This window comes from Thalassospira sp. CA1 (assembly GCF_059052855.1).
This window is the reverse complement of sequence record NZ_JBZCIA010000008.1, coordinates 44,145-65,295: the sequence shown is the minus strand read 5'-3', so window position 1 is coordinate 65,295 and position 21,151 is coordinate 44,145. Positions and strand designations below refer to the sequence as shown.

Below are 21,151 nucleotides of genomic sequence, written 5' to 3'. Positions count from 1 at the left end.
ACCATGAGCAGCAGTACCGTTGCCGAGACAGTCTATAACGAAATTCGCGATGACATCCTGTATGGCGAATTACAGCCGGGCGTGAAGCTTAAGCTTGAGGCGCTGCGCGAACGTTATAGCGTCGGTGTCAACACGCTGCGTGAAGTGCTTAATCGTCTGGTGGCGTCGGGCTTCGTCTTTGTCGAAGGCCAGAAGGGCTTCCGCGTTGTTGAAACATCGCCGTCGAACTTCATGGAACTGACGGCGATGCGTCTGTTGCTTGAACGCGATGGTCTGGCGGCCTCTATCAAGCATGGCGATGTTGAATGGGAAGCCCGGGTTGCGGCCGCCCATCACAAGCTTTCCGCGGTTGAAAAGCAGATGCTTGATCGTGACAGCCGCGAACTGACCGTCCGCTGGAGCCAGTATGACCGCGAATTTCATCAGGCGCTGATTTCGGCCTGCGGGTCGAACCTGCATATGCGCCTGCACCACGAGATTTTCGATCAGTTCCGCCGCTATGTGGTGATCGAACTCAAAACCCATGGTTTCCGTGCCCAGGAAATCATCGATGAGCATCGCGAAATCTGCGAGCTGTCGCTTGCACGGGATCTGGATGGCGCGATTGCCAAACTGACCGACCATATCGAAACCTATCGGCGCCGTTCACAGCATTGATCTGCGCGCGGGGCAGGCCCCGAGATTGCAGCATCCTTCTGTGAATGTGCCGGTGCCCCACATGCATCCCGGAGGGATAAAATGCTGACCTCAATTGCCACAGTTTCACTGTCAGGCGATCTTCAGGAAAAACTCGATGCCATTGCCGCTGCCGGCTTTGACGGGGTCGAGATTTTTGAAAATGACCTTCTGTCCTTTGACGGATCGCCGGAAGATGTTGGCAAAACGATCCGTGATCTGGGTCTGAAACTGGTCACCTTCCAGCCGTTCCGCGATTTCGAAGGCATGCCCGAACCCCAACGCACCCGCGCGTTCGAGCGCGCCGAGCGCAAGTTTGATCTGATGGAAGAACTGGGCACCGACCTTTTGATGGTCTGTTCGAACGTCTCCCCGCAATCACTGGGCGGGCTTGATCGCGCCGCCAAGGATCTGGCAGAGCTTGGCGATCGTGCCGCCAAACGGGGCTTGCGTGTCGCGTTCGAGGCCCTTTCATGGGGCAAGCATATCAGCGACTATCGCGATAGTTGGGAAGTGGTGCGGCGCGCCAATCACCCGAATGTTGGTCTTGTGCTTGATACCTTCCACATCATGGCCCGCAAGGTGCCGCTCGATGCGATTTCGTCGATCCCGGGCGACAAGATTTTCCTCGTGCAGGTGGCCGATGCGCCGATCCTTGAAATGGATGCGCTGTCATGGAGCCGCCATTTCCGCTGCTTCCCGGGGCAGGGGGACTTCCCGCTCGGTGAATTCATGCGCAACCTTGCCATGACCGGCTATGACGGGCCGCTGTCGCTTGAGATTTTCAACGATCAGTTCCGCTCAAGCTCGACCAAGAACGTGGCCAAGGATGGTTTGCGCTCCCTGATCTATCTCGGCGACGGCATCGAAGGCGTTCAGGTTGGTGAAAAGGGCACCGCCCTGCCGCCCAAGGCGCATGCCAAGGAAGTCAGCTTTGTCGAGTTCGCGGTCGAAGAAGAAAATGCCGAAAAGCTTGCGACACTGTTCGCAGCCCTTGGCTTTGAAAAACGCGGCAGCCACAAAACCAAGGCGGTGACTTGGTGGAAACAGGGTGACATCAACCTTGTGATCAATTGCGACAAGGATGGCTTTGCGCATTCCTATAACATCGTGCATGGCCCGTCGGTTTGTGCGGTGGGGCTTAAGGTCGATGACGCCAAGGCAACGATGGACCGTGCGCAATCTTTGCTGGCAGCCCCCTTCAGTCAGGCGGTTGGCGAAGGCGAAATTGAAATGCCCGCCATCCGGGGTGTCGGCGGCAGCCTTGTTTACTTCCTTGATGATCACAGCGAACTTTCGCGCATCTGGGATGTCGAGTTCGAACCCGAAAAGGGCGCGGATGCAGACGCCGGAAAGGCAAAGCTTCGCAAGGTCGATCATGTTTCATACTCGATGCAGTATGAGGAAATGCTGACCTGGCTTTTGTATTTCACCTCGATCTTTGATCTCGGCAAAATGCCGACCCTCGATATCCCGGATCCTGGCGGGCTTGTGCAAAGTCAGGTGGTGCAAAGCGATGCGGTGCGTCTGATCCTCAATGGCTCGCAAAGCCCGCATACCCAGCATTCCCAGTTCCTCAACGAGTTCTTTGGCAGCGGTGTGCAGCATCTGGCATTCGCCAGCGACGATATATTTGCCTCGGTGGATTACTGCATGGCACATGGGGTTGAAATTCTGCCGATCCCGGAAAACTACTATGACGATATCGAAGCACGGTTTGGGTTGGAGCCGGAACTGCTTGATCGTTTGCGTGCACGTAATATTCTCTATGATCGTGACGATGAAGGTGAATATTATCAGGCCTATACGCGTACCTTCGCCAACCGTTTCTTCTTTGAATTGGTCGAGCGTCGCGCGTATCGTGGCTTCGGGGCGGCGAATGCGTCGATCCGGCTTGCGTCACAGACGCGCATGAACCGTCGTAACGATGCGGCGAAATAACCACAGGGCACCAAGCGCATAAAGGCGGGAACAAGGAAATGAGCGTGCAGGAAATTCTAGTCATCAACGGACCGAACCTGAACCTTTTGGGGCAGCGCCAGCCAGAGATTTACGGCTATGACACGCTGGCCTCGATCGAGGAAAAATGCAGCACGCTTGCCAAGGAGCTTGGCGTTTCGGTGCGGTTTGGCCAGTCCAACCATGAAGGTGCGATCATCGACATGATCCACGAGGCCCGCACCAAATCAGCCGCCCTGATCATCAATGCCGGTGCCTATACCCATACCTCGGTCGCGATCCATGACGCGCTCAAGACCTTTGAGGGCTATATCATCGAGCTGCATATTTCCAACCCGCACGCGCGTGAGGAATTCCGTCATACCAGCTGGATCAGCCCGGTTGCCGATGCGGTGATGGCCGGGGCGGGTGCCTATGGCTATGAGCTGGCAACCCGCCTTGCTGCGGAAAAGATCAAGGCGGCCTGAAAAAGGCTCTGAATTACTCAATCCTGTTGTGGTGAAATACTGTAATTCTGCCTACAGGCGGTTTGAATAATTACGACAAAGAGATTTTGAAGATAATTAAGGGCAGCACATGGCTGCCCTTTTTCTGTCTGAATGATCGCGGTTTAGACCGAGCTTCTTGACCGCAAAGCGGCGGCCAGTGTGCCGTCATCAAGATAATCAAGCTCACCGCCCACCGGCACACCATGAGCAAGGCGGGTGACCTTGACCCCGGTTTCGATCAGCCGTTCGGTGATGTAATGTGCGGTTGTCTGGCCATCGACCGTGGCATTGGTGGCAAGGATCACCTCGGACACAGCGTTTTCGCGCACGCGATTGACCAGCTGATCGATTTTAAGGTCATCCGGCCCGACGCCATCAAGCGGCGACAGGGTGCCGCCCAGCACATGATATTTGCCCTTAAACGATGCCCCGCGTTCAAGCGCCCAAAGATCCTGGACTTCTTCGACCACACAGATGATATCCGTACCACGGTTCTGATCGGCACAGATATGGCAGGGATCGATGACATCGATATTGCCGCAATTCGAACAGGTCGTCATGACCTCCGCCGTGGCATGAAGCGCATCGGCCAGCGGGATCATCAATGTTTCGGGTTTCTTGAGCATCTGCAAGACCGCACGTCGCGCCGAACGCGGCCCAAGGCCGGGCAGGCGCGAAAGCAGTTTGATCAGATTTTCAATTTCCCGTCCGGTCATGATGATCCCGTTTGTGGTGTTTTCTGATAGTTAGCTTGTATCAAAAACAAAGGGCGGCGCAATGCCACCCTTTGCCGCGTACTAATGAAAGTACGAAATTTATCGTGTGTCCGATGAAAGATCAGAACGGCAGTTTGAAACCTTCCGGCAGGTTCATGCCGCCGGTGACGTCTTTCATCTTTTCCTGAACGGCGGCCTCGACCTTGACCTTGGCGTCGTTGTAGGCCGCCACAATCAGGTCTTCGAGGACTTCGGTGTCGTTCGGGTCAACGATGCTTTTATCCAGCGAAAGGCCACGCATTTCGCCTTTGCCATTCAGCATCACCTTGACCATGCCCGCACCGGACTGGCCTTCAATTTCAAGTTCAACCAGTCCTTCCTGCATTTCCTGCATTTTGGACTGCATCTGCTGGGCCTGTTTCAGCATCCCTGCAAGGTTCTTCATAGCTCGTCGTCTCCTTCGAGATAAAATGCGTCGTCATATACGGAACCGCTTTCGTCCTCTTCGCCCTCGGCATTTTCCTGGCCGGGTGGCAGATGGACGGCAACGATTTTGGCTTTTGGTAAACCATCCAGAATGGCCCTGACCAGCGGATCTTGCGAGGCATCTGCCTTGCGCTGTTCAAGGGCTTCAAGTTCCTGTTCCTTTAGGGTCGGGGCCCCTTCTTCGCGCTCCGACACACTGACCAGCCAGCGATGACCGGTCAGGCCATTCAGCGCCTTGATCAGTTTGGTCGAAAGGTCCGACCCCGCCCCGCGTGCCGGGCGAAATTCAATGCGACCCGGCTCATACTTCACCAGATGCATATAGTTTTTGACTTGCATCGAAAGACCGGTGGTTTCCCGGTCCTTGCCAAGCAGTTCGGCAACTTCTTCGAACGTTTCGGGCATCTTGGCGTAGACTGGCTGTTCGACCTGTTCGGGTTCGCCCAGCGGGTCGGGGCGGCGCTGGGCCACGGCGGCTGCACCGCCGCCGCCATTCACCACCTGCATGCGCGGTCCCGGACCGCCACTGCCACCGCCATTGCCGCCACCTTGTGGCGCGCCGCCGCCGTTACCGGCATTGTTCATGTCCTGACGCAGCTTCTTGATCAGGTCACCGGGCGGTGGCATTTCCGCCGCATAGGCCAGACGGATCAGGATCATTTCAGCGGCCTGAATGGGGGATGGCGCAATACGCGTTTCTTCAAGGCCCTTAAGCAACATCTGCCAGGCGCGGGTCAATTGCGGCATGGCAAGCTTGGCGGCAATTTCCTTGCCGCGTTCGCGTTCGATCTGTGACACGCCGGGATCATTGGCGGCATCGGGCGACAGCTTCACACGGGTCAGCCAGTGGGTCAGATCGAGCATATCCTGCAACATCACCGGCGGGTCACCACCAAGGGCATATTGCGCGCCAAGAAGTTCAAGGGCCTCGTTAATCTCGCCCTTCATGGTGTGATCGAACAGATCGAAAATCCGCGACCGGTCCGAAAGACCCAGCATGTCACGCACCTGCTGGGTGGTGACCTTGCCAGCACCGTGCGAAATCGCCTGATCAAGCAAGCTCATGCCATCACGCACCGATCCATCAGCGGCACGTGCGATCAGGGTGACGGCTTCTTCTTCGATCTCGGCATTTTCAAGTCCGGCGATGCGGCTATAGTGCGCGGCCAGTTCGTCTGTCTGCACGCGGCGCAAGTCAAAGCGCTGACAACGCGACAGGACCGTAATCGGGATCTTGCGGATTTCGGTGGTGGCAAAGATGAATTTCACATGCTCTGGCGGTTCTTCAAGCGTTTTCAAAAGCGCGTTGAACGCGCTTTTCGAAAGCATGTGCACTTCGTCGATGATGTAAATCTTGTAGCGTGCTGATGTCGGGCGATAGCGAACACCTTCGATCAGTTCGCGAATGTCATCGACACCGGTACGTGATGCGGCATCCATTTCCAGCACATCAACATGGCGGTCTTCAGCAATCGCACGGCAATGCTCACAGACACCACACGGCTCGATCGTCGCACCGCCCTTGCCATCCGCACCAATACAGTTCAGCGCACGCGCAATGATACGCGCCGTCGTGGTTTTACCAATCCCGCGCACACCGGTCAGGATAAAGGCATGCGCAAGCCGGCCGCTTTCAAGCGCGTTTGACAGCGTCTTGACCATCGGCCCATGGCCGATCAGCTCATCAAAGGATTTCGGGCGGTATTTCCGCGCAAGAACCTGATACTCGCTTTTGCTTTCTGGCTCGGCCGTGGTGACGGGCGCGGGTGTGTCCGCGACGTTACTGTCTGTCACCGTGTCACCTTCTGGTGCCGTTTCGCTGGCGGTCTCGATCTGCTCGCTCATTCATCCGGTCCGGACTGTTTTAATTCTCATTCGGTTTTAGCAGCTTCGAAGCCCTATGGGAAAGGCCAAGTGGGAAATTTCCCACACAAAAAGCCATCTGCCCGCGAATGTCAGGGGCATGGCAAATATCAGCGATTTCATAGGGAGAAATGAAAGGGTGAGAGACTGAACAGCGACCCGGAAAAACTCGTTACGGCTGCTACCTTCCGGTCCTGACCGGGTTGGCGAGCGGTCCGTCCACTGCCAGCCTCTCCCCCCCTATATCGCGCAAGCGTCCATAAAACGCAAGGGTTGGCTGGGATTTTTTCTGTTATCAAGCAATCGTGGCTTTTGACCGATCCCCACCCACGTTAATGTCATGCTCCGTCACCACAGGAAATGTCGGCGATCCCATGGGCTTGCCCGATATTTTCCGCATCAGAATTTCAAGAAAGTGACCACCATGCACAGGCTATTTTATGAATCCGTTGATCTTGATCGCGATGCGGTTTTGCGCAAACGCGAAGACTGGCAACAGGTTCTGTTGGCCGAGGAGTCGCTGCGCATCCTGATTTGTCATGCGGGTGATCCGCTTTTTGCCTGGCCGGAGGATATGGACGCCCATGAACTGGTGGTGCTGGGTGCCCCGGCCGTGCCGCATCTGGATGTCGATCTTCATCGCGGGCAGTGGATTTATCTTGGCCGTGATGAAAGCGGGCCGGTGATAGCGGTCGATATTGCCGCGGTGGTGACCGATCGTGACGAGGCCATCCGCAAACTCGGCGGTGGTTTTGGCGATATGCGCACCCGCATGGCCAATCTTTCGGTGGATGAGGCCGCCCTTGCCGCACAGGCACGTGCGATTTTCAACTGGCATCAGGGGCACCAGTTCTGCGGGGCGTGCGGCCATCCGAATTTGGTAGCAGAGGCGGGATATCGTCTGCAATGCCGCAACCCCAATTGCGGCAAATCGCATTTCCCGCGCACCGATCCGGCTGTGATCATGTTGATCCATCATCAGGATCATGTGTTGCTGGCAAGATCCCCGCAATTCCTGCCCGGCATGGTGTCGGTTCTGGCCGGTTTCGTCGAACCGGGCGAAACCCTTGAACAGGCGGTTGCGCGCGAGGTGTTCGAAGAAGTCGGTGTCCGGATCAAGCGCCCGCAATATGTCGCATCCCAGCCCTGGCCGTTTCCGGGTTCTTTGATGCTTGGCTTTGTCGCCGAGGCCGAAACAACCGACCTTTTGCCTGATAACGAAGAAATCGAGTTTGCGATGTGGGTGCATCGCGACGACGTGCCAAACCTGCCCGAAAAAGGTATCAACCTGCCGCGTCCGATATCTATCGCACGCTTCCTTCTGGAAAACTGGTGCGCGGGCCACATATAGAGACAAAGAGGCCTTTGTCACCATCCTGGTGATACGGCATCGCTGTACTGGGTGATGATCGGTATTCAGGAAAAAACTTTGGTAGCGATACGTTTTCTACGCGATTTGGGTGTAACCGGCGTTGCTGTCTGTTTGCTTGCGACTTTGTTCGCAGTAACGGCCGCAAAGGCCCATGAACGGATCCCCGTCAAGGTCGGTGCGTATGAATATGGCGTGGTCTATTTCTATGATGATGGCAAGCCACGGGGCATGGTTCTGCACCTGATCAGACTTCTGAACGATTTGCAGGACGAATATGTGTTTGAACTTGCCGAAACCTCATCGCGCAGGCGCTATCAGGCCGTCACCAGTGGCGAGGTGGACCTTGTTCTGCTGGAAAGTGCGCAATGGGAATGGCGAAATCTGGATGTTCAGTTCTCCAAATCCATTGTTCAGGAAAAGGACCTTTATCTGACGCTTGCCGGGCCGGATAACACCGACGCACTTTTGTCAGATGTGACCAATTATCCGATCCTGTGTGTCTTGGGGTTCCATTACGGATTTGCCGATTTCAACGCAGATCCGGACTATCTGCGCCAGAACTTTGATGTTTTGCTGCGCTATAACGAGCAAGAGGTCCTTGACGGACTTCTGGCCGGGGAAGCCCCGATTGGGATTGTCTCGGCGGGCTTTCTGGCTGCCCGGTTTGTTGATTATCCGTCCTTGCGCGAAAGCCTTGTGATTTCAGATCAACCCGATGCCGTCCATGATCTGGTGGCGGTCCTGTCAGCCGGATCGTCGATCCCGCTTGAACACTTCAATCAATTGATTGCGAAACTGCAATCCACTGGCGAGGTCGAACGCCTGTGGCAGCAACTTCACATCGGTCTGTCTGGCTAGGTCCTGCCCCAAGTTCCGACCCAAGCCCCGACCGCATCTGCTAGTCGATCGGTGGGATGCGGGCAATAACATTGCGCCGCAGGGCATCTGGGCGTTCGCGCCAGGCAACAATGCCCTTTTCACTTTCGGCATATTTTGACGCCAGTTCACACAGTTCTTCCACCATGCTGTCGGGATCAACGTTGCCATAAACATATCCCCACTTGCCCGGTCCGTTCAGCGCGACCGAACAGCCAGACTTGCAGTTGGTCAGGCATTCAACCGGTTTAACCTCAAACGGCAGATCGCGTGTGGCACAGACTTCCTGAATACGATCAAAAAGCGTCTGACCATCGCGCGGATCAGTTGGTGCGTTGGCGATTGAGGACGTGCAGGTCGTGCAGATATTCAGGCGGGACTTGGCGGTCATGCGGGTGATCTTATCCGGGCTGGTGAGATGTAAACGACGCGGGGGCGCATCCAATCAGCTTGCGACCGTTTTGGTCAAGTCATCATCAAGATGATGGGTGACATATTCCTGAATCGCGCCGGCAAGCTGGCGATTGACCAGCGGATGGGCTTCTTCGGCCAGCATCACGGCGACACCGACGGCCGGCAGTGGCGGAAATCCGTCCCGCGCATCAAGAATTTTGAATTCGTCGGTCACACTGGCCGCCGCAAGGGCGCCAACCCCCAACCCGTCGCGCACAAGATGCAGCATCGAAGCCGCCTGCCGCGAGGTCGCATAAAGCGTGAAGGGCCGGTTGGATTTCGAAAAGGCATCAATCGCCCATGCATGAAACTTGCAATCCTCGGCTGGCAGGACAAGCGGCAGCGGATCAAGAAGGTGCTGCTTGTGGACTGCCGATGTCACCCAGACCCCAAGTTCATGGCGCAGGAAATATCCTTCTTCGCCTGTTTCCGACCGGCTGATGATCGACAGATCAAGCTCCCCCTGATCAAGCATCCGGCGCAGCAGGATCGTCGGATTGACCGACACGAAAAAACGCGCCTTTGGATGAACGCTACTTATGGCGCGCAGAACAATTGGCAAAATCTTTTGCGCATAGTCATCCGGGCAGCCGATGCGGATCGGACGGCTTTCTTCCTGAGAACGCAATTGTCCCATCGCCTCATCCGTAAGGCTCAGGATCCGTCTGGCATAGCCGACAAAGGTGATGCCTTCATGGGTCAGTTGAACGTTGCGTCCGTCGCGCTCAAACAGCTTGTTGTCGACCAGTTCTTCAAGCCGTTTCATCTGCATGGAAAAGGCCGATGGCGTGCGCCCGATACGGTCGGCGGCACGGTTGAAGCTGCCGCATTCGGCAAAGGCGACAAAGCTTCTGAGAAGATCGGAATCCATGGCCTCTCCTTTGATCAGAAAAATTGATCAGGAATTTTGAACAATAGGGTCAAAACTATTCGATTGTCCGATTGTGATCCAGCGGCAAATATCAAACCCGGCCGGCCAATGCTGTAACGCGAATGCTTTTGATGCATATGCCACAAGGATGAGTCTGATGATTTTGAACGACTATTTGATGTCGGGTAACGGCTATAAGGTCCGTTTGCTGCTTTCGATGCTGGGTCAACCGTTTGAATATGTCGAACGCGACATCATGAAAGGCGAAACCCACACGCCCGAATACCTTGAAAAGGTCAACCCGAACGGCAAAATTCCGGCCCTTGTCCTTGATGATGGCAGGAGCCTTGCTGAAAGCAACGCCATTCTGATCTATCTGGCCGAAGGCACCAATTTCATCCCCGAGGATGCCTATGACCGGGCCGATATGATGAGCTGGCTGTTCTTTGAACAGTATGACCATGAACCGAACGTTGCCGTTCTGATTTCCTGGTATGCGATCAAGGGCCTGCCGGAACATGCCGATATTCTCGGACCAATGAAACAGGCTGGTGCCAAACGTGCGCTGGATCTGATGGAAAAGCGGCTTTCAGGTCATAACTGGCTGGTCGGCGATGCGCTTACCATCGCCGATATCTCGCTTTATGCCTACACGCACCGGGCCGAGCTTGGCAAAATCAGTCTGGCACCCTATCCCGGCATTCGTGCATGGCTTGACCGGATGACGGCGGTTCCGGGCTATGTGCCGATCACCTGGACGCCTTAAAGGGCACCAAAAAGCAGCCACCACAAACAGGAACGTCACCCAAGGCAAGGGGGAGGCGGGGGAAGTTGTTCCCATCCGTGGTGGCTGAATACCCTGACGGGAGAAACGTCAGGGCGGCGGTACAATCGTCAGGCTGATTTCAAAAGCTTTTCTGGCAAAAGCGGATCGGTCTGGGCTGCAGAAGTTCGCGCCTTGAAGCGCGCAAAGGCATCGGCGACATTGGGCGCGCTTGCCACCATTTCCGGGCCGCCCGGCATCGCGTTCAGGTAATGGATCATCGGCATGATCATCATGTCGGGAATGGTGAAACGGTCACCACAAACCCAGCCATCGCCATAAGCAGCATCAAGGACAGAAAGATCATGACGGATGCGGTCCGTCATTTCGTTCATACGGGTGGTAAATGCCGGGTCACGACGTTTGACATCATCGGCAAAAAACATCGGAATAACGAAATTACGGATGATGTCCGGATCAAGCCGGGTCATGGCGACACTGACCCACTGGTTCATCCGGGCCGCTTTTTCGGCATGCACCGGGCGCAATAACGGTCCGGGGAAATTGTCATCAATATAGCGGCAAATGGCGGCGGTTTCGTAAAGAACGAACGGCCCGTGGGTCAGTACCGGCACCTTGCCAAACGGGTTGCTGCGCAACAGTTCAGGTGTTGGCGGATGGCCGGGTGGCTGGACATTCTGGCTGCTGAACGCGAACGGTATTTCCTTTTCCAGACAGGCAATGCGAACCGTGCGTGTCAGGTTGCTGCGCGGCATTCCGATAATTGTGACATCCGACATGGCAAGACCCTTTTGTTCGGTGAACTTGCAGACAGGATTACGTCCCCCATAATATGTTCAAGAACATATTGTCAGAATGTGTCATGGTCGATCTGTCGCCCGATCCAAACATCCGATGACGTGCTGATTACCTGCTGGAGTTCGAAATGCCCTATGCGCCGACGCACAAACCCAAAACCCGCATTCGCATCGTTAATGCGGCAAGTGCGCTGTTTAAAAAGCACGGGTTTGAAAATGTCACGATTGATCAGGTCATGGCAGCGGCCGGGCTGACCCGTGGCGGGTTTTATGCCCACTTCAAGAACAAGGAAGCCCTGTTTGTTGCCTGCGTTGAAAACGGCATGTCGCTTTTGTCATCGCCCGTGCTGGCAAAATTGCGCAAGGCCGAGCTGTCCGGAAGCGACTGGGTGACATCCTTTGCCGAACTCTATCTGTCACGGGTCCATATTGATAACCCCGAACTTGGATGTGCGCTGCCAACCCTGTCCTCCGAAGTCTCACGCTCTGGCGACCAGGCGCGTTCGGCGTTCTCAAAACTGATTGATCAGGCATCGGGCAAACTTGCCTGGAAACTGGCAAAGGAAGACGGTGTTCCGGGCATGGACAAGCCCGTCCCGGTTGATGATGCGTCCGTGCTGCCAGATGTTCCTGATGGCTACCGCACCGAAGCCACATCGATGCTGGCGATGTTGGTCGGGGCGGTGGTGCTGAGCCGTGCAGTCGATGATGAGACGGCCGACGATATCCTGACCTCTACGCGCAAGACAATCCTGCAATCGCGCGATCACCTAAGTTCGAAGGCCGGTCAGAAAACCGCCTGATCAGTTGTAAAAGCCCGACAGGATTTCGGCATAGATTTTCACAAGGTTTTCGATGTCATCGACCATGGCGTGTTCATCGACCTTGTGCATGCTTTGTCCGACCAGACCGAATTCGGCGACTTCGGTGTATTTCTGAATGAAGCGCGCATCGGACGTGCCACCCGTCGTGCTCATTTCAGGCCGTTTGCCGGTGACTTTTTCCGAGGCATCGGCAATCAGGTTGGCGAGCTTGCCCGGATTGGACAGAAATGCCTCGCCGGAAATCTTGACCTTGAGATCGTGCGCACCGGCATGCTCGGCACAGACATCTTCGATCCACTTTTTAAGATCGCTGCCTGTGTGCTGATCATTAAAGCGGATGTTAAATGCCGCACTGACCTTGGCGGGGACCACGTTGGTTGCCGCATTTCCGGCATCAACTGTGGTGATTTCAAGGTTGCTGGGCTGGAAATGATCGGTGCCCTGATCGAGTTCGCGGGAATTCAGCACATCCAAGGTTTTCAGCATCCGCGGCACCGGGTTATCGGCCAGATGCGGATAGGCGACATGGCCTTGTGCGCCATAAACCGTCAACCAGCCGGTGACCGACCCACGGCGGCCGATTTTCATCATCTCGCCCAGATATTTCGGGTTGGTCGGTTCGCCCACCAGACAGCAATCGAACTTTTCACCCTGCTGATCACACCATTCAACAAGCTTGACCGTACCATTGATCGCGTCAGCCTCTTCGTCGCCCGTGATCAGGAACGAGATGCTTTCATCGAAATCCGGATGGGCAGCAAGAAAGGCGTCAACCGCACCAACAAAGCAGGCAATGCCGGTTTTCATGTCCACCGCACCGCGGCCAAACAGACGGCGATCTTTGACTTCGCCGCCGAACGGATCGACGGTCCAGGCGGCAACATCGCCAGCCGGGACCACATCAGTATGCCCAGCAAAGCAGAAATTGCGCCCCTTGGTCCCCAGACGGGCATAGAGGTTATCGATGGCGTCACTGTCATCGCCATCAAAGACCTTGCGCGTGCACTTAAATCCCCGTGCCTCAAGCGCCTTTTGCAACACATCAAGCGCGCCTTCATCGGCCGGAGTAACCGACGGGCAGCGGATCAGGGATTGTGCAAGTTCAAGGGCGGTCGACATTGGCACTCTCTTGGTCTTAGTGGTTTGCGTCTGTGTAGGAATTTACGCCTATTTTTATGTTTCAAGTGAAACAAAATAGGAACAAATATACATTAAGGGGCGAAACAGCCATCCGTTTCGCCCCTTATATCATGATCACATTGCGTGTCGCAGATCAGTCGCGCAGCAATTCATTGATCGAGGTTTTCGAGCGGGTCTTTTCATCAACGCGTTTGATGATTACCGCGCAATAGAGGCTCGGCCCAGGCGTGCCATCCGGAAGCGGCTTACCCGGAATGCTGCCCGGAACGACCACGGAATAGGCCGGAACGCGACCGACAAAGGTTTCGCCGGTGGTGCGGTCGATGATTTTGGTCGATGCGCCGATGAAGACACCCATCGAAATGACAGCACCTTCTTCGACAATCACACCTTCAACGATTTCCGAACGTGCGCCGATAAAGGCGTTGTCTTCGATGATGACCGGGCCAGCCTGAAGCGGCTCAAGCACGCCACCGATACCGGCACCACCTGAAAGGTGAACGTTCTTGCCGATCTGCGCGCACGATCCAACCGTTGCCCAGGTGTCGACCATCACGCCGGTATCAACATAGGCGCCAAGGTTGACAAAGGACGGCATCAAAACGGTGCCCGGTGCGACATAGGCCGAACGGCGCACGATGCTGCCCGGAACGGCACGGAAACCGGCCTTTTTGAATTCGGCTTCGCCCCAACCTTCGAACTTGGACGGGACCTTGTCCCACCAGTTGGTGTTTTCGCCCGGGCCACCTGCGATGGTGGTCATGTCGTTGAGACGGAAGGACAGCAGAACCGCCTTTTTGGCCCATTGATTGACAACCCATTTGCCATTGGTCTTTTCGGCAACGCGCAGGTCGCCGGAATCCATGGCGGAAAGCGTCTGTTCAACAGCCTTGCGGATTTCACCCTGGGTAGAGGAGTTAATCTCGTCGCGGTTTTCCCATGCGACGTTGATCACGCCTTCAAGCTCGGTTCTGTTCATTTTTCGAAGGTCCTTGCGGTCAGCCAAAATTGCGTCGGCGGAGAATGGTCAATGCGCGCGTGCAAGTCAACTCCGCCAGTTTACGTAGAAACGCCTGTTTCAGGCAGATTTCCGTTCCTGATCCCGTATGGCCGATAGACATAGCCGATCATTCCGCCAAGCTCAATCCTGGAACGATGACAAATCAGCTCTGCCCTGCCCGGTAGCGGGGAAGTGAAGTACCCTGACTGGGCGCAGCTTTAGCGGGGGAATTACGATCCGTTGTTAAGCCCGCGCAAGAAGCCGACAAGATCATCAGTTTCATGATCAATGCGCGGATCATCGCGGCCGGCCTGCGCCCATTCAAGATCGGTATGCACCCAGACGGTGGTCATGCCCATATCCTTGGCCGGCAGAAGGTTTTTGGCCATGTCTTCGAAATAGACCGCACGGGTCGGGTCAATGCCATCACGCGCCAGAAGCAGGTCATAGGGTTCCTGCTTGGGCTTGGGGATGTATTCGGCATCGACGATGTCAAAGATGGTTTCAAAATGATCAGCAATGCCAAGGCGATCCATCACCCGTTCGGCATGGCCCCGCGAGGCATTGGTGAAAATCAGTTTACGGCCCGGAAGATCATTCAGCGCGCTGGCAAGATCGGGTGCCGGGTCGACCACGGACAGATCGATGTCATGGACCTTGGCAAGATAATCGGCCGGATCGATTTCATGTTCGGTCATCAACCCGCGCAAGGTGGTGCCATAGCGATGGAAATAGTCCTTCTGCACCCGGTGGGCTTCGGTTGCCTCAAGCTTCAGCGCATCGCGGACATATTGCCCGATCAGATCAGACACCTGTGAAAACAGATTGCAGGCCGCCGGATAAAGCGTGTTGTCGAGATCAAAGATCAGAACGCTGTCATCGTCGACACGGGGCAATTCGGATCTGCGTTTCGGGGCGGTGGTCATGATCTGGGGCCTTCCGGATATGCTTGTTGGACAGACGTGCCTGGCGCGCGTGTCAGGCAGTCGACATTTGTATGCGATCCTTACGGTGTTGCAAACCATCAGGATCAATCAGAACCAGAAATGGTGTACCCGTGGTCATTTGTTCGCCGTTGAATTGCAGGGTGCCTAGCGAGAACGGCACAGGGGTTTAAAACCGCCAAAAAGAGCAAACATATATTGGGTTCTTGTTTGGGATCCATGTCTGGGGCCTTGGACTGCGCGTGCCAAATGTGATGGAGGTTCGGCCCGGAAAACCGGGCGAGGACATTATTATCCGTCCGCATAGGAAATTCAGGTTTTGTAAAACCCTTGTTAAGTAGAAGCAGTGAAAATGACCGAAAGCCATTAAGGCGATCAGACTGGTTTCCGTGCTCGGGGGAAGGGAATCACTTGTTGATCCGGGCAGCGTGAGAGGGTGCATTGGATAAACTTATAAAGGCGCGAACAACCGAACTGCGCAAAGAAAGAAACCGTTTTGCGGCATTGGCCTTTGTCTGGGGGGATCTTCTTCTGGAACTGGACGGGGATCTGCGCATTGTTTTTGCCTCTGGCGCATCAGACGGGATTTTGGGGAATCGGCAACAAGATCTGTCGGGGAAGTCGTTCATCCAATTCCTGGCAAAACAGTATCGCCCGCTGGTGACAGAGATGTTGCGGGTCGCGCGTCGCCGCGGACGCATGGACAATATTCAGGTCCGCTTCAATCAGCAGGCCGACATGTTAAGCCCGCCGGTTTCCATGAGCGGCTATTTTCTGCCTGATCTTGGCGATCATTTCTTTGTCGCGCTCAGAGTTGCGATCAATGCCCTGTCGCCCGATGTTGCCGCCAGCCTTCAGCGCGACACTGCTACGGGCCTTCTGGATGAAGAAAGCCTGTCAAAGGTCGTCACGGAACGGTTGATGGCGCGCCGGGAAACCGGGATCGAGCACAAATTTACCCTGATGACCCTCAATGCGTTTGATCCGCTATGCGCGCGGATGAAACAGATCGAACAGGCGGAAATGATGGCCAGCGTCGGAGCCTTTCTGCGCGCCCATTCGGTTGCGGGCGACACGGCCGGGCGACTGGGGACAGAACAATTTGGCATGTTACATCGCGCAGATGTCCCGATTGGCGATCTTGAAAAACGGATCGAGGAATGTGTGCGCGATGCCGATCCGACCGGGGTTGGCATCGAGGTCAGTTCATCGGTGACCGATTTTACCGCCGAGCTGATCCCACCGGGCGATCTGGCGCGCGGGGTTTTGTATTCCATCCGGCGGTTCTGTGACCGGCAGGAGCACAGCTTTACATTTTCGCGCCTGATGGGCCAGGCGGATAATCTGGTCAACAATACCTTTTCGGCGATGCAGGATTTCGGCACAAGGGTCGATCAGTTGAAGTTCGATACGGTGTATCAGCCGATCGTGCGCCTGCCGAATGCGGAAATCCATCATTTCGAAGTGCTGGTAAGGTTCTATGACGATGATGGCAAACTGATCCCGACACAGGAACTAGTCAGCTTTGCAGAGCAGGTCAATATGGTCCATCGTCTTGATCTGGCGATGTTGCGCCGAAACCTTAAATGGATCACTTCCCAGCTTGATCAGGGGATAACAGCCCGGGTTGCTGTGAATATTTCCGGCCATTCGCTTGGAAATCCGGATTTTTGCCGGTCTGTGATTGCGCTCTTTGAGCGCCATCGCGAGGCACTTGGCCAATTGATGCTTGAGATCACCGAAACCGCCGAGATCAGCGATATCGATACGGCGGCAAAGTGGATTGCCCGTTTCCGTGAATTCGGGGTCGAGATCTGCCTTGATGATTTCGGCACCGGTGCGTCGAATTTCCGGTATCTCAGCGCAATGGATATCGATTATGTAAAGATTGACGGCGAATCAATCCGGCAATCGACCAAGACACCTAAGGGGCTGGCGTTCCTGCGATCGCTTGTCGATCTGTGTCACGACATCAATGTCGAGGTTGTCGCCGAGATGATCGAGACAGACAAGATGCGCGAACTTGTGACCAAGGCCGGTTTTGACTATGCGCAGGGCTATCTGTTCGGCAAGCCAGAAGCCGACATTACGCTGTATTGGCGTGATTCTGTTTACAAGCGGTGATGCTGGCAGACAAAGACATTTCCGGGCCGGGATATTGAGCCGCGAGATGCGGAGCTGACTGGCCCGATCAGTTTTTGCTGTCCCCGGAAGTCACGCCATATCGGGCGAGGATTTTGTCAAACAGGCCGTTTTCCCGGATTGTGACAAGGCCGTTGTTCAACTCGGTCAAGAGGGCCTTTGGGTCATTGGCTTTACGCGAGATGCAGGAATAGTAGGGATTGTTCGAAATCACCTTGAAGTGAATTTGACCGGCCCCGCTAAAATTGTGTTCCGAATTGTGCAACTCGTAATCCATCGGCGCCTTATAGGACAAGGCGGCATCAATACGGCGCGAAAGCAGCATATCAAGCAGGGTGGCTTCGCTATTAACCACGAGAACATCAAGTCCGGCATGGCGTGCAGTTACTTCGAGGCTATATCCGTTGACGACACCGACAATCATGTTCGTGGCATCGGCAATCTTTTCAATTGATGTCAGGGCGTTCTCGCCCATGGCATAGAACGCCACGCGGACATGTCCCAGCAGATAAGAATAAAACAGGTCCTCTTCGCGTTCAGGCAGGTAACTGCACGAACACAGGCCATCGACCTGTCCGGTACGGGCAAGAAAATAGGCCCGTCGCCAAGGGTAAAATGGCGTGATCAGGGTGATGTTGCGGGTTGCAAACGCAGCGCGCAGAATTTCGATGTCATATCCTGGCAGGGCCGCGTCTGCGGCAATCTTTGAAGGCGGAAAAGGATTGCAGGCCAGTGTCACTGTTTGCTGGTTCCCAGCGGGTGGTATCAGCGTGTTCTGGGCAGATGCCGGTTTGCCAGTGCCAATAAGGGCCAGTGCAACAAGGGTCAAGCTGATGACGTGTACGAACGCGCGCAAGTTTCGGCGCCCGTTGAGAACAAAGCACCGCAAAGGCACATGCAAGGAAATATCGGCCCGGTTTGTCACGAATGTGCTGCAATCATTCTAAAAAGAACAACGAGATCAACATGCTATCACGTTTCCGGTGATTGGCACGCGCTTTTCACACGATGAGTGAAACAATTTAAGGTAGAAATACCGTTAAGATACGTCGCGCGAATAAAAAAGGCCGGTGTCAAACACCGGCCTTTTTGAATATCAATGCCCGAATTTATTCGGCGGCTTTGACTTCCGCGCTGTTGCGGATGGCTGCTTCGCGGACATCGTCAGTGACATGTTCTTCGAACTTCGCGAAGTTCTTTTCAAACAGGCCGGTCAGGTTGGTGGCAGCCTTGTCATAGGCAGCCTTGTCTTTCCAGCTTTCGCGCGGGTTCAGAACACTTGCGGGGATATCGCCACATGCGGTCGGATAGGCCAGACCGAAGAACGGATCGGTGGCAAATTCGGCATTTTCCAGATCGCCATTCAGTGCGGCATTCAGCAGGCCACGGGTATAGGCAATCTTCATGCGCGAACCAACGCCATAGCCGCCGCCGGACCAGCCGGTATTGACCAGCCAGCAATTGGCTTCGTGTTTTTCCATCATTTCGCCAAGCAGCTTGGCGTAAACTGAGGGATGACGCGGCATGAATGGCGCACCGAAGCAGGCCGAGAACGCAGCGGTCGGTTCCTTGACACCTTTTTCGGTGCCAGCAACTTTCGCAGTGTAACCCGACAGGAAGTGGTACATCGCCTGTGCCGAGGACAGCTTTGCGATCGGCGGCAGAACGCCAAAGGCATCACAGGTCAGCATGATGATGTTTTTCGGATGGCCACCACGACCGGTTTCCGACGCATTCGGAATGAATTCGATCGGATAGGAAGAACGGGTATTTTCGGTGTGACGGGCATCATCGAGATCAAGCTCGCGCGATTGCTTGTTCATCACAACGTTTTCAAGAACGGTACCGAAACGCTCGGTCGTTGCAAAGATTTCCGGTTCTGCTTCGCGCGAAAGTTTGATCACCTTCGCATAGCAGCCGCCTTCGAAGTTAAAGACGCCGTCTTCGCCCCAGCCGTGCTCGTCATCCCCGATCAGGGTGCGCGATGCGTCGGCAGACAGGGTGGTTTTACCGGTACCCGACAGGCCAAAGAACACGGCGGTATCGCCATTCTTGCCCATATTGGCCGAGCAATGCATCGGCATGACGCCCTTGGCCGGAAGGATGTGGTTGAGAACCGAGAAGATCGATTTCTTCATTTCGCCGGCATACCAGGTGCCGCCGATGATGACCATTTTGCGCTCAAAACTGACCATCACGAAGACTTCGGAGCGGGTGCCGTCGTCTTGCGGGTCTGCCTGAAGGCCCGGTGCATGCAGAATGGTGAATTCCGGCGCGAAGTCGCGCAGTTCTTCTTTCTGCGGCTGGATGAACATGTTGCGGGCAAAAAGGTTATGCCATGCGTTTTCGTTGATCACGCGCACCGGGAGGCGGAAACGCGGATCGGAACCGGCAAAGCAATCCTGAACGAACAGTTCGGTGCCCTGGAAATATGCGCGCACTTTCTGATAGAGGCGCTCAAATACTTCCGGGCTGACCGGGCGGTTTACATCGCCCCAATCGATATCTGCCTTGGTGCTTTCTTCTTCGACGATGAAGCGATCCAGCGGGGAACGGCCGGTATGTTCGCCGGTAAGGGCGACAAAGGCACCGCCTTTGGCGATTTTACCTTCGTTGCGACGGATCGCATGTTCATAAAGGCCGGCAGCGTCAAGGTTCCAGTGAACGGCGCCAAGGTTTTTGAGGCCATGGGTTTCAAGGCCTACACGGCTGACAACGGGTCCTGATTGCAGCACGAAACTCTCCTGGTGGGAATGAAAATCTGGGGGTTAATGTCCTATTTTACACTGCCAATTGTGGGTAATCGGAAGCGCTGAGACATATTGTTACAAAGGTGTCTTAAAAGCAACCGCTCCTTTTGCCTTATACCTAGGAAAACGTAAGTGTTTTTGCGTTTGCGAAAATTACATTTTCAGGGTCGCGGGTTTAATGTTCAGAATGCAAATGGTCCGACTTATGCGCGCCATATTTTGCACATTTTGACCAAAATTTCGCGCGCCTCGTCCGGCGTTCGGACCGGGGTCGGGAAGTCGATTCTAAGCGGTGCGATATCGTCAGAATTGGCGGCCAAAACCATGCCATCGCAGTCAATCGATTGCATCTGCCAGCCAGCACTGGGGTCGGCGGTGGTGAAGTGACCAACGATGCCAGACAGGGCATCGGCATGATCGGCATTCATATGCGCAACGATCCCGTCATGGCCGTCGATCAGGGGGGTGATGTTTGCGGGTATCAGCTTGTCACCCGAAAGGCGGCGTTGTTTGCCAAATCCACCTACCCAGTAGGCTGCATCGACAGAAACCCGATAGAACCCGAAATCGGCAAACCCGGCATACTGGGCAGCATCGGGATGGGTTTGCAGATAGCGTTTCTTCACCCGATCAAGGTCAGTGGCGGCTGTTACCGGCATGGCGCGCCCGAAGATGGTTAATCGGGCGGTATCGGTTTCTATTGTGGCCGTACCATCGTTGTTTTCGGCCAGATCGTGGTTTGTCACCAGAAGCGAAACGCGATTGTCGGCCTTGATATGACGGGTGTGATCGGCAAGTTCGGAAATCAGCAGGCAGGGCGTACCATCCAAGTCGCAGGCCGGGACAACCATCGATGTCACCGGCCAGCCATCAGGGATCTGAGCGTGATTGTGCGCGGTTGTTGCCAGAACGGCCCGTCTGGCATGACGCAGCATCTGGCGCAGGGCGTGTGATGACGGTGCGTTATATGATGACATGGGATGCCGGTGCCTTGTGGTTGTTGCCTATCAA

Annotated in this window: 20 protein-coding genes and 1 other RNA gene; 8 read left to right on the top strand and 13 right to left on the bottom strand. The window is 55.2% G+C overall.

The window, feature by feature from the left end; genetic code table 11:
- The first annotated feature begins 3 nt into the window (after positions 1-3).
- The 3 genes from AC5Q5A_RS14135 to aroQ all read left to right on the top strand — a co-directional run bounded on the left by AC5Q5A_RS14135 (position 4) and on the right by aroQ (position 3,101).
- Positions 4-657: a GntR family transcriptional regulator gene (locus tag AC5Q5A_RS14135; RefSeq protein WP_064780399.1), complete on the top strand. Its 654-nt coding sequence runs from the start codon at positions 4-6 to the stop codon at positions 655-657.
- 81 nt (positions 658-738) lie between these two features.
- Positions 739-2,616, top strand: a complete 1,878-nt coding sequence (locus AC5Q5A_RS14130) for a bifunctional sugar phosphate isomerase/epimerase/4-hydroxyphenylpyruvate dioxygenase family protein (protein WP_493895675.1) — start codon at positions 739-741, stop codon at positions 2,614-2,616.
- Between the two features lie 38 nt (positions 2,617-2,654).
- Positions 2,655-3,101, top strand: coding sequence for a type II 3-dehydroquinate dehydratase (aroQ, locus tag AC5Q5A_RS14125; RefSeq protein WP_210516326.1), 447 nt, complete (start codon positions 2,655-2,657; stop codon positions 3,099-3,101).
- Positions 3,102-3,244: 143 nt separating this feature from the next.
- On the opposite strand, the gene recR is transcribed toward aroQ, so the two are convergent.
- From recR to ffs, 4 genes are all read right to left on the bottom strand, one after another.
- Complete coding sequence (recR, locus tag AC5Q5A_RS14120) at positions 3,245-3,838, bottom strand: recombination mediator RecR (protein WP_493895674.1); 594 nt, start codon at positions 3,836-3,838, stop codon at positions 3,245-3,247.
- Between the two features lie 121 nt (positions 3,839-3,959).
- Positions 3,960-4,283, bottom strand: a complete 324-nt coding sequence (locus AC5Q5A_RS14115) for a YbaB/EbfC family nucleoid-associated protein (protein WP_008889081.1) — start codon at positions 4,281-4,283, stop codon at positions 3,960-3,962.
- Positions 4,280-6,169, bottom strand: a complete 1,890-nt coding sequence (locus tag AC5Q5A_RS14110; RefSeq protein WP_493895673.1) for a DNA polymerase III subunit gamma/tau — start codon at positions 6,167-6,169, stop codon at positions 4,280-4,282. Before AC5Q5A_RS14110 ends, AC5Q5A_RS14115 begins: the two co-directional genes overlap by 4 nt.
- Positions 6,170-6,326: 157 nt before the next feature.
- Positions 6,327-6,421: signal recognition particle sRNA small type (ffs, locus tag AC5Q5A_RS14105), an RNA gene on the bottom strand.
- A 190-nt stretch (positions 6,422-6,611) separates the two neighbouring features.
- On the opposite strand from ffs, the gene nudC reads away from it, so the two are divergent.
- Positions 6,612-7,538 carry an NAD(+) diphosphatase gene (gene nudC / locus AC5Q5A_RS14100; protein ID WP_493895672.1) on the top strand — a complete coding sequence of 309 codons (927 nt, stop codon included), beginning with the start codon at positions 6,612-6,614 and terminating at the stop codon, positions 7,536-7,538.
- Between the two features lie 78 nt (positions 7,539-7,616).
- A complete protein-coding gene (locus AC5Q5A_RS14095) occupies positions 7,617-8,417 on the top strand; it encodes a hypothetical protein (RefSeq protein WP_493895671.1) in 801 nt (266 codons plus the stop codon).
- A 40-nt stretch (positions 8,418-8,457) separates the two neighbouring features.
- Here the strand turns inward: AC5Q5A_RS14095 and AC5Q5A_RS14090 are convergent, their stop codons facing one another.
- Positions 8,458-8,826, bottom strand: a complete 369-nt coding sequence (locus tag AC5Q5A_RS14090; RefSeq protein ID WP_493895670.1) for a DUF1636 family protein — start codon at positions 8,824-8,826, stop codon at positions 8,458-8,460.
- A 54-nt stretch (positions 8,827-8,880) separates the two neighbouring features.
- Complete coding sequence (locus tag AC5Q5A_RS14085; protein ID WP_493895669.1) at positions 8,881-9,759, bottom strand: LysR family transcriptional regulator; 879 nt, start codon at positions 9,757-9,759, stop codon at positions 8,881-8,883.
- Between the two features lie 157 nt (positions 9,760-9,916).
- Here AC5Q5A_RS14085 and AC5Q5A_RS14080 point away from each other — a divergent pair, with 157 nt between their 5' ends.
- Positions 9,917-10,525 carry a glutathione S-transferase family protein gene (locus AC5Q5A_RS14080; RefSeq protein ID WP_083952888.1) on the top strand — a complete coding sequence of 203 codons (609 nt, stop codon included), beginning with the start codon at positions 9,917-9,919 and terminating at the stop codon, positions 10,523-10,525.
- A 128-nt stretch (positions 10,526-10,653) separates the two neighbouring features.
- Here AC5Q5A_RS14080 and AC5Q5A_RS14075 read toward each other — a convergent pair whose 3' ends face one another.
- Positions 10,654-11,322 carry a glutathione S-transferase family protein gene (locus AC5Q5A_RS14075; RefSeq protein ID WP_493895668.1) on the bottom strand — a complete coding sequence of 223 codons (669 nt, stop codon included), beginning with the start codon at positions 11,320-11,322 and terminating at the stop codon, positions 10,654-10,656.
- A gap of 146 nt (positions 11,323-11,468) precedes the next feature.
- On the opposite strand from AC5Q5A_RS14075, the gene AC5Q5A_RS14070 reads away from it, so the two are divergent.
- On the top strand, positions 11,469-12,143 hold the full coding sequence (locus AC5Q5A_RS14070) for a TetR/AcrR family transcriptional regulator (RefSeq protein WP_493895667.1): 675 nt from the start codon (positions 11,469-11,471) through the stop codon (positions 12,141-12,143).
- Here the strand turns inward: AC5Q5A_RS14070 and dapE are convergent, their stop codons facing one another.
- The 3 genes from dapE to AC5Q5A_RS14055 form a co-directional block, all read right to left on the bottom strand.
- Positions 12,144-13,283 carry a succinyl-diaminopimelate desuccinylase gene (dapE, locus tag AC5Q5A_RS14065; RefSeq protein WP_493895666.1) on the bottom strand — a complete coding sequence of 380 codons (1,140 nt, stop codon included), beginning with the start codon at positions 13,281-13,283 and terminating at the stop codon, positions 12,144-12,146. It lies immediately after the preceding gene.
- A 154-nt stretch (positions 13,284-13,437) separates the two neighbouring features.
- A complete protein-coding gene (gene dapD / locus AC5Q5A_RS14060; RefSeq protein ID WP_064780413.1) occupies positions 13,438-14,283 on the bottom strand; it encodes a 2,3,4,5-tetrahydropyridine-2,6-dicarboxylate N-succinyltransferase in 846 nt (281 codons plus the stop codon).
- A gap of 251 nt (positions 14,284-14,534) precedes the next feature.
- On the bottom strand, positions 14,535-15,230 hold the full coding sequence (locus AC5Q5A_RS14055; protein ID WP_120223668.1) for a pyrimidine 5'-nucleotidase: 696 nt from the start codon (positions 15,228-15,230) through the stop codon (positions 14,535-14,537).
- Between the two features lie 459 nt (positions 15,231-15,689).
- Here AC5Q5A_RS14055 and AC5Q5A_RS14050 point away from each other — a divergent pair, with 459 nt between their 5' ends.
- Positions 15,690-17,372, top strand: coding sequence for an EAL domain-containing protein (locus AC5Q5A_RS14050; protein ID WP_493895665.1), 1,683 nt, complete (start codon positions 15,690-15,692; stop codon positions 17,370-17,372).
- A gap of 67 nt (positions 17,373-17,439) precedes the next feature.
- On the opposite strand, the gene AC5Q5A_RS14045 is transcribed toward AC5Q5A_RS14050, so the two are convergent.
- The 3 genes from AC5Q5A_RS14045 to AC5Q5A_RS14035 all read right to left on the bottom strand — a co-directional run bounded on the left by AC5Q5A_RS14045 (position 17,440) and on the right by AC5Q5A_RS14035 (position 21,117).
- Positions 17,440-18,246 carry a substrate-binding periplasmic protein gene (locus AC5Q5A_RS14045; RefSeq protein ID WP_493895664.1) on the bottom strand — a complete coding sequence of 269 codons (807 nt, stop codon included), beginning with the start codon at positions 18,244-18,246 and terminating at the stop codon, positions 17,440-17,442.
- A gap of 253 nt (positions 18,247-18,499) precedes the next feature.
- Positions 18,500-20,125 carry a phosphoenolpyruvate carboxykinase gene (locus AC5Q5A_RS14040; RefSeq protein ID WP_120223664.1) on the bottom strand — a complete coding sequence of 542 codons (1,626 nt, stop codon included), beginning with the start codon at positions 20,123-20,125 and terminating at the stop codon, positions 18,500-18,502.
- Positions 20,126-20,343: 218 nt separating this feature from the next.
- Positions 20,344-21,117, bottom strand: coding sequence for a HugZ family pyridoxamine 5'-phosphate oxidase (locus AC5Q5A_RS14035; protein ID WP_493895663.1), 774 nt, complete (start codon positions 21,115-21,117; stop codon positions 20,344-20,346).
- Positions 21,118-21,151: the final 34 nt, after the last annotated feature.